Annotated in this window: 11 protein-coding genes; 8 read left to right on the forward strand and 3 right to left on the reverse strand. The window is 44.5% G+C overall.

All coding sequences use genetic code 11. The annotated features are described in order from the left end of the window. Window positions 1-664 precede the first annotated feature (664 nt). From FAI41_05830 to FAI41_05840, 3 genes are read right to left on the reverse strand one after another with little or no spacing between them, the layout of a single operon-like run. On the reverse strand, window positions 665-1339 hold the full coding sequence (locus tag FAI41_05830; protein QCE33154.1) for a hypothetical protein: 675 nt from the start codon (window positions 1337-1339) through the stop codon (window positions 665-667). Further along, window positions 1339-1968, reverse strand: coding sequence for an RdgB/HAM1 family non-canonical purine NTP pyrophosphatase (rdgB, locus tag FAI41_05835; GenBank protein ID QCE33155.1), 630 nt, complete (start codon window positions 1966-1968; stop codon window positions 1339-1341). Before rdgB ends, FAI41_05830 begins: the two co-directional genes overlap by 1 nt. Window positions 1969-2001: 33 nt before the next feature. Continuing rightward, a complete protein-coding gene (locus FAI41_05840; GenBank protein ID QCE33156.1) occupies window positions 2002-2742 on the reverse strand; it encodes a ribonuclease PH in 741 nt (246 codons plus the stop codon). A 209-nt stretch (window positions 2743-2951) separates the two neighbouring features. Here FAI41_05840 and FAI41_05845 point away from each other — a divergent pair, with 209 nt between their 5' ends. From FAI41_05845 to FAI41_05880, 8 genes are all read left to right on the forward strand, one after another. Then, complete coding sequence (locus FAI41_05845) at window positions 2952-5588, forward strand: PBP1A family penicillin-binding protein (protein QCE33157.1); 2637 nt, start codon at window positions 2952-2954, stop codon at window positions 5586-5588. A gap of 94 nt (window positions 5589-5682) precedes the next feature. Continuing rightward, a protein-coding gene (locus tag FAI41_05850) for a peptide chain release factor 2 (GenBank protein ID QCE33158.1) occupies window positions 5683-6793 on the forward strand; the annotation gives its coding sequence in 2 pieces (ribosomal slippage) (window positions 5683-5751 and window positions 5753-6793; 1110 coding nt in all). A 97-nt stretch (window positions 6794-6890) separates the two neighbouring features. Further along, window positions 6891-7718 (forward strand): energy transducer TonB, encoded by an 828-nt coding sequence (locus FAI41_05855; GenBank protein QCE33159.1) that lies wholly within the window; start codon window positions 6891-6893, stop codon window positions 7716-7718. Window positions 7719-7943: 225 nt separating this feature from the next. Continuing rightward, window positions 7944-8948, forward strand: a complete 1005-nt coding sequence (locus FAI41_05860) for a MotA/TolQ/ExbB proton channel family protein (GenBank protein QCE33800.1) — start codon at window positions 7944-7946, stop codon at window positions 8946-8948. A 38-nt stretch (window positions 8949-8986) separates the two neighbouring features. After that, window positions 8987-9412: a biopolymer transporter ExbD gene (locus FAI41_05865; protein ID QCE33160.1), complete on the forward strand. Its 426-nt coding sequence runs from the start codon at window positions 8987-8989 to the stop codon at window positions 9410-9412. Window positions 9413-9425: 13 nt separating this feature from the next. After that, the gene (locus FAI41_05870; GenBank protein ID QCE33161.1) at window positions 9426-9875 is read left to right on the forward strand and encodes a biopolymer transporter ExbD; all 450 of its coding nucleotides are present in this window, start codon (window positions 9426-9428) and stop codon (window positions 9873-9875) included. Between the two features lie 4 nt (window positions 9876-9879). After that, a complete protein-coding gene (locus tag FAI41_05875) occupies window positions 9880-11196 on the forward strand; it encodes a hypothetical protein (protein QCE33162.1) in 1317 nt (438 codons plus the stop codon). A gap of 70 nt (window positions 11197-11266) precedes the next feature. Continuing rightward, window positions 11267-14080 (forward strand): mechanosensitive ion channel, encoded by a 2814-nt coding sequence (locus tag FAI41_05880; GenBank protein QCE33163.1) that lies wholly within the window; start codon window positions 11267-11269, stop codon window positions 14078-14080. Window positions 14081-14087 lie beyond the last annotated feature (7 nt).

The following is a 14087-nucleotide window of genomic DNA, read 5'->3' on the forward strand; positions in this document are numbered from 1 at the left end:
TTGCTCATTGATGAGAGTATTGGAAAACAATATGGGGAATAAAATCTATAAAACTGATCAGATAGAACTGCATGATGACAATGGTTTAACAGAAAGTGATCTTTGGAATAGAGTTTTTTAAAAGTAATTAAGAATAAAAGAGATGCGAATATTTATGAATCTTTAGAAGAGACTAAAATTTCTAATCGTTTCTCTTCTGCTTCAATCTGAGCTTTTAAATACGCCGTGTACTCCCTCACAAGAGAAAACCCTGTCTGAGAAAAGATGATAGGGTCTGGCAAAGGATAGAGCGTGGGGTCGATGCTTTTAGCTTTTGAGCAAAAATCTTTATAGACCCCGATAATGGCTGACCTCATCAGCGCTATAAGCGCGTTTCTCACCCGAAATAGGCCGAAGCGCGGCATTTGCGAGGTTCATTTTTTCAAGATGGGAAAGGACTTTTTTAGCGTCTTTGAGCAATTTTAAGCGAGCGTCTGTATTTTTATACATTTTGTACTCCTTTAGACATCCTCTAAGGAATGTCTCTAAGGCATCTTTTGATACAAGATCTGCCTTACCCCCATTCTAACACAAAAACAGAAGCTCTCCCTAAGGTTTTAGTTTTTAATGAGATTTTTTTAATATTGAATAACATACGTTTTAAAAACTATGTATTATTTAGATATTATCGTGATAATAAATTTTTTAATTCATACACCCAATTAGGAATACCATTTTTATTTAAATAAATAATACATATTGCGAGTATTATTACAACGATAACTTTATAAATAAAAGGAATTTCTCTCCAGTAACTAAGAAGTTTTTCCCAAATATTTGGTGAGCTATTAGATATTTCTTGATGAATATCTCCAATTTGCCCTACTACTCCTATATTTTCAGCTTTAATGTAGGTGTTTCCAGCTTTTGTGGGAGTTGGGTTTTGTTGTACCTGTTCTTCATGTTTAATATTTTGTATATCTTCTTGAATTTTAATATTAGCGTCTAATTGTTGAATCATAAGAGGGAGGCTTTTCTTAAGGTCTGGCTGTCTCTGAAGGAGCTTGTGAATAGGCTTAAAATGGGTATACCTCATGCCTTCAGCAATATGATAAATGTTGATGTGGATTGCATTTACTTCTTGTAGATCTTGAGAGTACTTTTCCTCACGTAATATTTCTTCTTTCTTATCCTGATCCGACCTAAAAGCAGGGGCAGGTAGATCTCTGTCGGGTTGTCGATTTAATATTGTTACTAGTTGTTCACGAGCTTCTTTTGCTCGGTCTAGGAATTTTTTAGGTGGTGTGGCGGTATTTAAAGGTGTTTGCATGAGTAATTTATCAGCTTGTTTATATTCCATCACGATTTGTTGTCCCTCACACATTCCCTAAAAAACGCCTCTAGGGCTTTGCCTCTGTGGGAGATTTTGTTTTTTTCTTCTTCGCCGATTTGGGCAAAGGTTTCTGAGTGGCTTTCTGGGACGAAAACAGGGTCGTAGCCGTGCCCCTCATTCCCTTTTGGCGGAAAGGAAAAAGTGCCTTCGCATTTGCCAATGACACATTTTGATCTGCCATCCGGAAAAGCAAGGCAGAGGGCCGCGATAAAATAGGCTTTTTTATTGTCTTTTTGGGCAGAATTTTGAATCTCTTCATGTAGTTTTTTGAAAGATTCTTCTGCGCCACCACATTCTTTCATAAAGCGGGCGCTGAAAAGGCCAGGATGGCCGTCTAACGCTTCTACACAAAATCCGGAATCATCGGCCAAAGCTGGCAGGCCTGTGGCTTTCGCCGCCGCTAAGGCCTTGATTTTCGCATTCCCCTCAAAATTTGTTGCGGTTTCTTCGGGGCTGTCCATTGTAAAATCAGCCAGAGAAAGCGCTGTCAGGCCCTTCGTCGCGAGGACGGACTGAAATTCAGAAAGCTTGCCTTTATTATGCGTGGCAATGACTAATTTATCACCGGTTTTTACAAAAACATTACTTTCCGTCATGGCTTTTCTCTGGCTTAATTTTTAAATGAAGACTTATTTCTGGCGGGCTTTTTCGAGCGCTTCGTCTTGAAGGGCGAATAATTCTTTGACCCCTTCACGGGCAATGTCCACCAATTGAATGAAATCATTGTATGGAAGCGGGTCTTTTTCTGCCGTTGTTTGGATTTCAACAATGCCGCCATCTTTGGAAAGGACAAAATTGCCATCCGTTTCCGCATGGCTGTCTTCAATATAATCTAAATCCGCCACAAGACCTGTTTTTGTGACACCACAGGAAAGGGCTGCGACTTGGCCAGAGAGTGCTTCAGAAAGCCCTTGTTTTTCCAGCGCAATTGCCAAAGCAGCCCAGGCCCCAGTGATAGAGGCGCAACGTGTGCCGCCATCGGCATTGATCACATCGCAATCAAGGGTGATGGTTTTTTCACCAAGCTTTTCCAGATTAATGCAGGCACGGAGGGAACGGCCGATGAGACGCTGAATCTCTTGTGTGCGGCCGCTTTGTTTCCCTTTGGCCGCTTCACGCTGGCATCTTGAATGGGTGGAGCGCGGCAAGAGGCCGTATTCGGCGGTAATCCAGCCAGTGCCTTTATTGCGCAAAAAAGGCGGGACTTTATTTTCAATGGAGGCGGCACATAAAACTTCGGTTTCCCCGACACGGATTAAGACCGATCCTTCGGCATGGCGTGCACGTCCCACTTCGATGGAAAGCGCACGAAGTTCATTGGGTTGACGGCCAGAAGGGCGGACGGAGTGGGTTTTGGAAGTTACTGTCATTAAAAAACCTTATAGGATTGAAAATTTTAAAGGCATAAATAAAGGCCTGCTGATGAGACTGTATGCATTATGCCTTTTGTTATAGCAGAAGCTTCTCTTTTTTTAAGAAGATATAGAGCGGATGAAAAAAATAATTTATGCTATGGAGGAAAAGTTTAAAGCATTTTATGTTGCTACCCCTTTAAAGTCCCATTTGGAGAAATTTCGTCTTGCCTTCTTTTTTAGAAGAACATTCGCCTAAACAAGGAAATAATCCCCCCCCAAGGCAGCGTTTCCGGAATTGGCGGCGTGCAATCGGGATTGTTTCGGGGGCAATTTTAATGCTTATTGCCCTTCTTATTGTGTCTTTGGGGCTGTTCTGGGCACGCTGTACAGCGCATCTTCCAAGTGTGGATACCTTAAAAACCTATCATCCGCCGCTTGTGAGCCGTGTTTATTCGAATGAATCAACGATTATGGCGGAGTTGGCAGCGGAAAAGCGTGTTTATGTTCCGGCGGATGCTATTCCGGATCTGGTCAAAAATGCCTTTATTGCAGCAGAGGATCAGAAATTCTACAGCCATAAAGGCGTTGATTATATTGCCGTTGCAAGGGCGAGTGTTACCAATATTCTTTTCCGCCATCATAAAAGACCTTTGGGAGCCTCGACCATTACCCAGCAGGTTGCCAAAGGGATGCTGCTCAATCACGACAGTGAGGTGAGTATCGTTCGAAAGGTCAAGGAGGCTATGCTCGCAACCCGTATGGAGCATGTTCTTTCCAAAGATCGTATTTTAGAGATTTATTTAAACGGCATTTATCTTGGGGATGGAGCTTACGGCGTTGTCGCCGCCGCAAAAAGTTATTTTAATAAATCACTAGATGAACTAACGCCAGCGCAAGCGGCTCTTTTAGGCTCGTTACCAAAATCTCCGAGTAATTATAATCCATTTCTCCATCCTGATTGGGCGATGAATCGCCGTAATTGGGTGATTGGACGAATGGTTGAAACAGGTGCCTTAACAGAGGAAGAAGCAGACAAAGCCAGAAAAGAACCGATTGATCCTGTAAAAACCTCTCGTTCCGGGCCAATGCGTGATGGGGAGTGGTTTTCTGAAGAGGTACGCCGTGTTCTCATTAACCATTATGGGGAGAAGCAAGCATTGGAGGGGGGCTTAGACATTCATACGAGCCTTGATCCTGCAATCCAGAAAGCCACAACGATGGCCTTGCGCAATGGATTGGAAAATTATGCCCGCCGTAAAGAGCCTTTGCCGGGGCCTTTTGGGACGTTGACTTTGCAAGAGGATGCTCTTCAAGCTTTGCGTGGGAAAACAGAGGCGGATAATGAATTTTTATTACAGAGCTTGAAGGATGTGCATCCGCCTGTCGGTGCGCTTGATTCGTGGCGTGTTGCCGTGCGTTTAGCAGGTGCTGACCCGATTGTGGCATGGGTGGAGCCGTCTGTAAAAGGCGCACAGCTTAAACAAGCATGGCTGATGGGCGATGATCTTAAACGTGGTGCTGATAAGCTTAAAGCAGGAGACCTTATTTTAATTATTCCACGGAGTAAGGGGCCTGTGCGGATTGCCCAAATTCCTTCTGTACAGGGGGCAGCTGTCGTCATGGATGCAAGAACAGGCCGTGTTCTGGCTTTGAGTGGTGGATGGTCTTTCGAACAAAGTCAGTTTGACCGTGCTTTGCAGGCAAAAAGACAGCCGGGCTCTTCCTTTAAGCCTTTTGTTTATTTGGCGGCGATGGAAAAAGATATTTCGCCAAGTCAGCGTTTTGAAGATACGCCTTTTGAGCAAGGGGACTGGCATCCTCAGAATTATGAGAAAGACAATTGGGGCGCACTTTCTCTCCATGATGCGTTGCGTGAAAGTCGCAATCTTGTGACTATTCGTGTCGCCAATCATGTTGGATTGGAGTCTATTATTGAAATAGCCAGCCGTTCAGGCTTAAGTCCTAATTTGCCGCCATATCTTTCGGCAGCTCTGGGCACGACAGAAACAACCGTTCTGCAAGAGGCCGCTGCTTATGCTTCTTTAGCAAATGGCGGTCATGCTGTTCAGCCGAGCTTCATTGATTATGTTCAATCTCCCGATGGAGAGCTGCTGGATCGTTTTATTGATCCCGCAGTGAGTATTTCCGAAGAGGGGTCTCCTGAAAAGCCGCCTGTTTTCAGGGATAATCGTGTTGTGGTAGCCTCCCCACAGAGTGCATATCAAATGCAAATTATGATGCAGGATGTGATCGCACGTGGAACAGGTTTCCGTGGGAAGCCAGGACTTTCCGCTTATAAAATTTCAGGAAAAACAGGGACATCTCAAGATTGGCGTGATGGCTGGTTCGCAGGTTTTTCACCCGATCTCGTGACGGTCGTTTGGGTAGGGTATGATACGCCACGCTCTTTAGGTGAAAATGAAACCGGCGGCCGTGTTGCCGGGCCTATTTGGAATGAAATCATGCGCAAAGCTTTGCCTTTGCGTGGCAATTTGGATTTTCCTCAGCCGGAAGGTCTACAGCTTGCAAAATATAATACAGGTCTGCTTGAGGCTGTTGATGCCTTTAAAAAGAATCAGTCGCCGGGTGTCTCTGTTGTTTTACATGGTGAGGGCAATGATATGGCGTTGGGTGAAGGCGATACAGGCGCTTCACTCATTGAAAGTCTTCCAGGTGCAGGGGGAAAGGCCAGTGCATCAACGTCTTCAAATACAGGTGCTCCGCCTGTGCAGGCAGAGACCAATTCGTCTGGAAATCCCGTGAAAGATTCTGCAACTCTGTCATCAGGAAGTACGCCCAATGCCGTCACACAGCCCAAGCAGGAAAGCTCTGGGGATATTGGTTTTGGGGGCTTATATTAAAGATATCCGTGCAGGAAGGGGATTTTCTTGTCCTGCCGGAATCTTTATAGTTGAAGATACTAAAGAAATTTTAAAATAGAGAGAAAGTTTTTAAATGTCCGCAGAAAGTGAATTTTATGCGCGCCAGATTCAGCAGTCATTGGCACTGCTGAGGAGGCATCTTTAACTGGGATGAAGCTCAAGACCGCTTAGCGGAGCTCAATCATCAGGCAGAAGATCCTGATTTATGGCAAGACCCTTCCAAAGCTGAGAGCTTAATGAAGGAGCGCACTCTTTTGGATAATAAGGTTAAAGCCGTTCTGGAAATGGAACAGGGCTTAAAAGACCAGATTGAACTCGTCGAGATGGCTGAGGCTGAAGAGGACCAAGAGGTGCTGGAGGAAGCGCTCAAAACCCTCGCCGCTATTAAAGAACGTTCAGGTCGTGCAGAAATTGAGAGTCTGCTTTCAGGCGAAGCAGATGCGAATGATTGTTATATTGAAATCAATGCAGGTGCTGGCGGAACAGAAGCGCAGGACTGGGCTCAGATGATCATGCGTATGTATACACGTTGGGGAGAGGCCAATGGTTATAAGCTCACTGTTTTGGAAAGTTCAGCAGGGGAACAGGCAGGGATTAAATCTGTTACCTTGCGCTTTGAGGGCTTAAATGCTTATGGCTGGTTAAAAACAGAGTCTGGCGTCCACCGATTGGTGCGAATTTCACCTTTCGACTCAGCCTCTCGTCGTCATACGTCTTTTTCTTCTGTTTGGGTTTATCCTGTTGTGGATGATTCTATTGAGATTGAAATTCTTGATTCCGATTTGCGTGTGGATACATTCCGTGCTTCCGGGGCAGGAGGGCAGCATATTAATAAAACGGATTCAGCTATTCGTATCACCCATGAGCCAACAGGTATTGTGGTGGCTTGTCAGACAGACCGTTCTCAGCATCGTAATAGAGCAACGGCTATGGAAATGTTGCGTGCCCGCATGTACGAGGCAGAATTGCAAAAGCGTGAGGCAGCAGCAGCAGAAACAGAAGCTGGGAAAACGGATATTGGCTGGGGACATCAGATACGCTCTTATGTGCTCGCACCTTATCAAATGGTAAAGGACGTCAGAACCGGAGTTGAAAAAACCAATCCAGACGCCGTTTTGGATGGTGATCTCAACGATTTTATGGCCGCAGCTTTGGCAGCTAAAATGGGTACTGAGGAAAAATAATCTCTTTTTAATTTTTTTTTAGGGTTTTTATAAAGAAATATTTATTCTAGCATCGGAGTCGTAGCTCAAAAAATCGGAGAGTAGGAATTGGCCTCTGGTGACTAAAGAATCATTTTTTAAAAATACTTTTAAATTAATGCGGACGCATTTACTCGTCTGGTGGGAGTGTAGTTTTCCAGGTCATGGTAACTCAAGTGCCTTTTGTTTGCCATTAACGCATATCGACCGCAACCGCCGGCGGGATTTAATCACATCTCTTATTTTATCCTTGCTCGTGGTTGCCGTTGTTTTTGGTATTGTCAATTTCCCCTCAAGGGGAAAGGCAGAGCCACCGCGTGTGCCGATTAAAACGAGTATTGTGCCGACGCAAATGCCACCAGCAAAGAAAAGGCCACCACCCCCGACACCGCCGGATGTTGTCATCCCGCCTTTACCTTATATTCCGCCGCCCAAAGTTGTGGTACCGCCTTTGAAAAATGCGCTTAAGGAAAAAGTGACGCATATCAAGCCAGTAAAACAGCCTGAAAAGCCAAAGAAAATTAAGAAAAAGGTGGTAAAGAGAAAACTCACCAAAGCACCAACAACAGTTTCTCAGCAAGTTGATGACGATGATGCGGATGCGGCAAATGATGATTCTGAGAAAAATCACAGTGCTGGCGCTGTACCAATTAACGGGGCACGTCCTGAATATCCCCCAAATGCGGAGGATGATAACCGTGAGGGTAAAGTTGTAGCGGCCTGCGATATTTTACCTTCAGGTCATACGGCAAATTGTAAAATTGTTTCCCATACAGGGGGATCTGATTTTGTTGCCAGCGCAATGGATTTCTTGGCACGTGCGAGATATGAGCCAAGCGTTGAAAACGGCCAGCCTGTTACAGAGCACGGCCATATGCTCACCATTGATTTTACGTTGGGAGATTGAGAATGATTTTTTCACCTAATGTAAAAATTTACGCCCTGCAAAAGAATATTATAAATTTTGGATAGAATACAGGAAAAGAAAATGTCATCTCTGAATCATTCGACCGCTTTGTCTCATATTTCTGGCCCTGTACAGGGACGTTCTCGAAAGGTTGGCCTAGCGCTCTTGCTCTCAAGTTTTGTTTTTGCAAGCGCCATTGGAACAGGCACACTCTTTAATAATGCGATGGCACAGGATGTCGCAGATTATTCTGCGGCAAATGCACAAAATCCTGAAAAGGCAGCTCCTGTTGCCTATACAGATCCAACCCCTGCCCCAGCAGCGCCTGTTGCAGAAAATTCAACTGAGTCCCTTTTAACAACGGACAAAGCGCCGCCGCCACCTGTTATTCCTGAAGAACTAAAAAAGAAAAAACATACATCAGAGGATGAAGAGGAAGCAGAGCCACCAAAATTAAAGCCAAGTGAGGCTGCAAAATCGCAGGGTAATCCCTATGGTTTAGGGGCCTTGTGGTCCAAAGGCGATATGGTCGCACGTACTGTGCTTATTATGATGCTGATTATGTCTATCGGTAGCTGGATTATCATCGTGATGAAATTTATTGAACAGCAGCGTTTGTTCTTTACGGCCCGTGAGGTTGGGATTGATTTCTGGAATAGTGATTCTGTGAAAGAGGCGGCTGAAAGTCTCTCACAGGCTTCTCCTTTCCGTTATATCGCTGATTCTGCGCTGGTTTCTGCGGACGGACATGCAGCAGGTTCTTTGCGGGATGCGATTGATTTGCAGTCTTGGATTTCAATGTCTATTTCCCGTGCGGTTGATGCGATTAACTCTCGTTTGCAAGGGGGCTTGGCCTTCCTTGGAACAGTGGGTTCGACTTCGCCATTTGTTGGATTGTTCGGTACGGTTTGGGGGATTTACCATGCGTTGACGGCGATTGGTATTTCAGGTCAGGCTTCTTTGGATAAAGTGGCTGGGCCAGTCGGTGAGTCTTTGATTATGACAGCCATTGGTCTTGCAACAGCGGTTCCGGCGGTTTTGGGGTATAACTTGCTGGTTCGCCGTAACAAAGCCGCAATGGAAAGAATTAATGATTTTGCGGCAGATATTCTTTCTGTTTTGATTGGTGGTAAACCGCATGATACTGCTTTGAATCAGATTGCGGCCTTCCAAGAGGCAAATAGTAAAAGCATTACAAGACCTTCAGATATTATCACGACAGATGAATAGTGGCGTCTGAGTTGCGCTTGAGATAGGAGTTTATTCTTATGGGAATGAATGTTGGATCGGATGATGAAGATGGCGCGGTGATGTCAAACATCAACACCACGCCGCTTGTTGATATTATGTTGGTGTTGTTGATTGTCTTCTTGATTACAATTCCTGTTTCAACGCGTAATATTGAAGTGAATTTGCCGGTAGCTGTAAATGAGCAAACGGTGACAGCGCAGAATAATATTGTTCTTTCCGTAGATAAAAAGGGTAATCCCTATATCGCAACAACACGGGTACGAAGTCAGGAGGAGCTGGTGGATAAGCTTGTGAAATTCGCAAAGCAAAAAAAACAGCCTCAGGTTCAAATCCGTGCAGATGAAAAAACAAAATATCTTGAGGTTGGCAAGCTGGTATCTGCTTGTCAGGAAGCAGGGATTTCGCATGTCGATTTCATTACGCAGGAACCTCATAAAGGTTAAGGAGCTGTCATAAATGAGTTTGCCGATTAAAGGGAAAATAAAATTAGGCAGCAATCAAGAGGATGATGAGGGCATTGTTGAACCGAATACAACGCCTCTGATTGATGTGATGTTGGTGCTGTTAATTATGTTGATTATTACGGTTCCATTACAGACACAATCTGTGGCGATTGATTTGCCGCAAGGAGACCCGCCACCCAATGAGACCTTTAAAACCATCACGATCGGCATTAACTATGATAATGTCATTAGCTGGGATGGAACAGCATTGGGGAGCGAGGCAGAGTTAGATGAAAAAATTCGTGACCTTGTCGCCGATGCTGATCCTAAAAAACAGGTAAATATCGAACCCAATCGTCTTTCTAGCTATAAAACCGTTGCGCATGTTTTGGCAGATTGCCAGCGTTTGGGGATTAAGCGTTTAGGCATTAGCGGTCTCGATCAAGCAATGGAAAAGCAATAAAGTAATGCAGAAAACTTCCTCTTTCCTTTCCCGTTCTCCTTTTGCCGGTTTTAGACGTCTTTGTTATGCATTCGGCATTTTAAGTTCAACGCTCTTATATGTTTCACATCCTTATGTAGCGTATGCAGAGACGGCAGAGGAAGAAGAGGCAGAGGATGAACAGCCAGCGCTAACGCCAGAAGTTGGTAAGGTGCTTGAGGCGGCGCAAGCAGCCTTGGAAGAGAAAAATGCGACATTGGCCTTAGATGAGGTTACCAAGGCCTCAAAGATGCCAAATACCAATGCCTTTGATAATTATATGATTCAGCGGATACGGGCTGCCGCCTGTACGCAAAAAGAGGAGATAGGGTGCGCTTTGAGCGCCTATGATTCTCTTTTGGGAAATCCACAAACCCAGCCAGATGAAAAAAAACGGATGCTGTCTGCGATTGCGGCCTTGGCTTATCGGGCACAGGATTATCAAAAATGTGAAAAAACGGCTTTGAATTATTTAGAGCATGAATCTTATGATCCTGTAATGGCTTCTTTGGCGGTTCAATGTCCCTATGTTGCTCAAAATTGGGCTGAGACAGTTAGAGCGAGCAAATCCCTTTCAGTCTTATCTCAGAAATATAAAAAACCGGTGAGTGAGGCGAGCCTTCAAATGCTCGCTGTGGCTTATGGCAATCTTGGTAAAGCAGAAGAAGAGCGTGAGACTTATACAGTTTTAGCAGAGACTTATCCTAATCCTCGCTATTGGGAATTTCTGTTGCATGAGTTTATGTCAGATACCAAAATGCCACAGCGCTTACGCTTTAATGTGATGCGTTTAAGACTGGCGACTGGCGCTGGAAAGCTGGAACCGAAAGAATTTCAGGACATGGCAGAGCGTGCCGTTCAGATGGAGGTTCCTTCTCTTGCTGTGAAGTTTCTGCAAATCGGGTATGATAAAAAAATTCTAGGGCAGGGCACACTCCAGCAAAGCGAAGAAGAACAACGTTTTAAAACCTTTATCCAGCAACAGGCCTATAAAGCGCATCGTGGTCTTAATCAGGCTATTGTTCAAGCTAGAAAATCCTCTTCGGCAGGCGCGCTTCTCAGTGCAGGCTATGAGCTTGCTTTAGAAGGGCATGCGGCAGCAGGACTTTCTGTCATGCGGGAAGGGATGGAGAACCATCCTAATTATCCTGAGATTGCAGAGCTGGAATATGCCATGGCGGAGTTGGATGTCGGACAAAAAAGTGCGGCAATTCGTCATCTTGAAAATATTTCCGGCAATGGTCCTGCGCATGCTTTAGGGCAATTATGGGTGAAAGAGCTTCAGAGCCAGGGTAGAAAATAAGCACAAAAAGACGTATAGTGACGGCTTTTGAGCATTTTTTAATGCTATTTTGCGAGTTGCTCTTTTGCTCATGCTAAGACTAAGACGTATTTTCTTTTTTCAGATTGCTGTTTATTGCCTGATTTCCATTCTCTCTATCGGGGGAGGGTTGGTTTCGTCAGCCTATGCAGATGAGGCAAAGGCATCGCCACCTTTAGCAACGAAAACGTCACAGCCTGTTTTGGATGCAACAGAGGCAAAAGATCTCATTTCGATTTTAAATGATCCTGAGCAACGGGATAAACTTGTTGCCACTTTAAAATCACTTGAAAAAGTGCAGTCTACCAATCTGGTTGATATGCCACATTCCATTTTAGAGAGTGTTTTACAAACCGGCAGAGATTTGCTGCACAAAGTATCGGAGGCTTTCCACGCTTTTATTGCCGGGATTGCTAATTTTAAAGCCTTACTGCCGTGGCTTTTGCAGGTCTGGAATGATCCTGCATTGCAGAGTGAGATTGTTAGGATTTGTCTTCGTGTTGCCGTCGTTGGTCTTGGGGGCTGGGGACTTTCTTATTTGCTTTCTTATTTATTTCGAGGTGTTCGGGGTAAAATTAAAGAAAAGGCGAAAGATCTTGCTTTAAGAGCTGAAGAAGCACAGCAAACGCTCGATTTGGCCAAACAAGAAGCCGATGATGATCTTGCGGAGGCAGCGCATCTTGAGGAAGTTTTAGCGAAAACAAAGCGTGAGATGGAGAATGCTCTGAAGGAGGAGACACTTCGGCAGGAGCAACTTTCGCAGACAGAGCAAAATCCCCAAGAGACTTTAGCCCATGCAGAAAATTTGGCGGCAAGACAGGCTTTGGAAGAGGTTGAAAATCAGGCCATTGTGGCACAGACAATGGCGCTTTCAGATTCTCCGGCGGTTAAAGCTCCCATTTTAAATTTGACAGATACGAAAGACGTTGGGACAGACAATAAAGCCTCCCTTTCTTCTGAAAATTCGCAGAAAGATTTTCATCAAGAAAAGCCCACAAAGGTACATAAGGCCGTTCTGGAGGCAGAGGCCAAAATTAAACAGTTAGAAGAGACATATCAAAAAATAGAAGATGAGTGCCGTCATGCGAAAGAGGCGGCTCAGCAAGCGCAGAAAAAATATGATGATGTCCGTCAAAATAATCAAAAGGCTAATTTATTTAGCCGTTGGCGGCGGACACCTTACGCCTTAGCTGGCTTTTCATTGGATCTTTTCGGGATTGCAATGTTTCCGTTTTTGGCACTGCTTATTCAAATTCTAGATCCGACACCAGATGCAAGGACAATGGAGGCCGTCTGGAGTGTCACATGGTTTGCGAATGTGGTGCAGACCTTGTGGGTTGCTGTTTTGCGTGTCCTTTTTAATCCTGCGGATGCTTGGCTTCGGATTGCGGCTATTTCCGATCAGGCCGCAAAATTTCTTTTTAAATGGTTACGTCGTATTTCGGGATTTGTTGCTTGGAGTTTGACCATTATCATTATTTTTCAGGCCTGCACGTTACCCGGAAGTGTCTCTTCGGCAATCGGGAAATTGGTTGGGTTGTTTGCGAATTTGATGCTTGCAAGAATGATTTTAGGGGCAAGACCTTATGTCGCCCGTTCTTGCCTCATGGTCGCCAATCGGACGCCAAAATTGGCAACGATTTCAAATTTGGTTCGTCAGCTTTGGTGGATTGTTGCACTTTTCTTTGACATCGCCCTTTGGTGGGTGTGGGCGATGAATATGCGAGATGGTTATCAGCTTATTTTCTGGGTCTTTATCAAGACCTGCGTGGCACTGATTGCTGCACGTTTGCTATGGCTTTTAATCCAATATTTTCTCGACATCGGAGATCTTTGGATAAGAAAAGAGGATAATTTAAGCGCTGAAATGCAAGAACGTTTTTTGCGCTATTATCCGGCACTCCAAAAAATGCTGGGAACGATTGTCCTTGTCGTAATGTTTATTTTTATTGCGATGGCATGGGGTGTGCCTGCAAGCCATATTTTTGCCTCGAATGCTTTGGGTAGGCATATTCTTTCTTCTGGTAGCGCAATTTTGGTTTCTTTGGCCGTCGGTGTTTTTATTTGGGAGGGGGCAAATATCTTTTTTGATCGGCAAAGTAAGAAATTATTGGCAACGGATTCCGGAGAAAAACAGCGTGCTGCCCGTATTCGGACATTACAGCCTTTACTGAAAATTATCTTATTGATTGTTTTGATTGCTACAATTGGGATGACTATTTTGTCTGAGCTTGGGGTTAATATTGCCCCTCTCTTGGCAAGTGCATCTATTTTTGGGGTGGCCATTGGTTTTGGCTCTCAGAAACTCGTCCATGATTTTATCAGCGGTGTTTTTCTGCTTTTGGAAAATGCTTTGAGTGTTGGTGATGCGGTAACGCTGAACAAGACTTATGGCCGTGTTGAAAAGCTCTCTTTGAGAACGGTGCATGTGCGTTCGGGAAATGGATCGCTCAACATTTTCCCCTTTAGTTCACTCAATGAAATTACAAATTACAGCCGTGGTTTTTGTCGGGTCGTGATTGAAGCCAATGTCGCTTATGATACCAAGGTTGAGGATGTGCATCAGGTTTATCTGGAGATTACAGAAAGTCTCAATAATGATCCTAAATATGCAGATTATATTATTGATGCGCTGGATTTCTGGGGATTAGATCATTTCAATGAATCTACGCTCTGTATTAAGGCAACGCTTCCGGTTACACCAGCAGGACGTTGGCCAGTGACATATGAGTTTAATCGCCGTATTTGTGAGGCATTTGAAAAACGTGGCATCAAGATGCCTTTCCCGATGCGAACGGTTGATTTTCCTTCCTTAGAAGCTTTTCTAAAGTCAGAGGATGCGAGGTCTCAGCCTTTTAAAGCCTGATAATTTT

Source organism: Acetobacteraceae bacterium (genome assembly GCA_004843165.1).
GTDB lineage: Bacteria > Pseudomonadota > Alphaproteobacteria > Acetobacterales > Acetobacteraceae.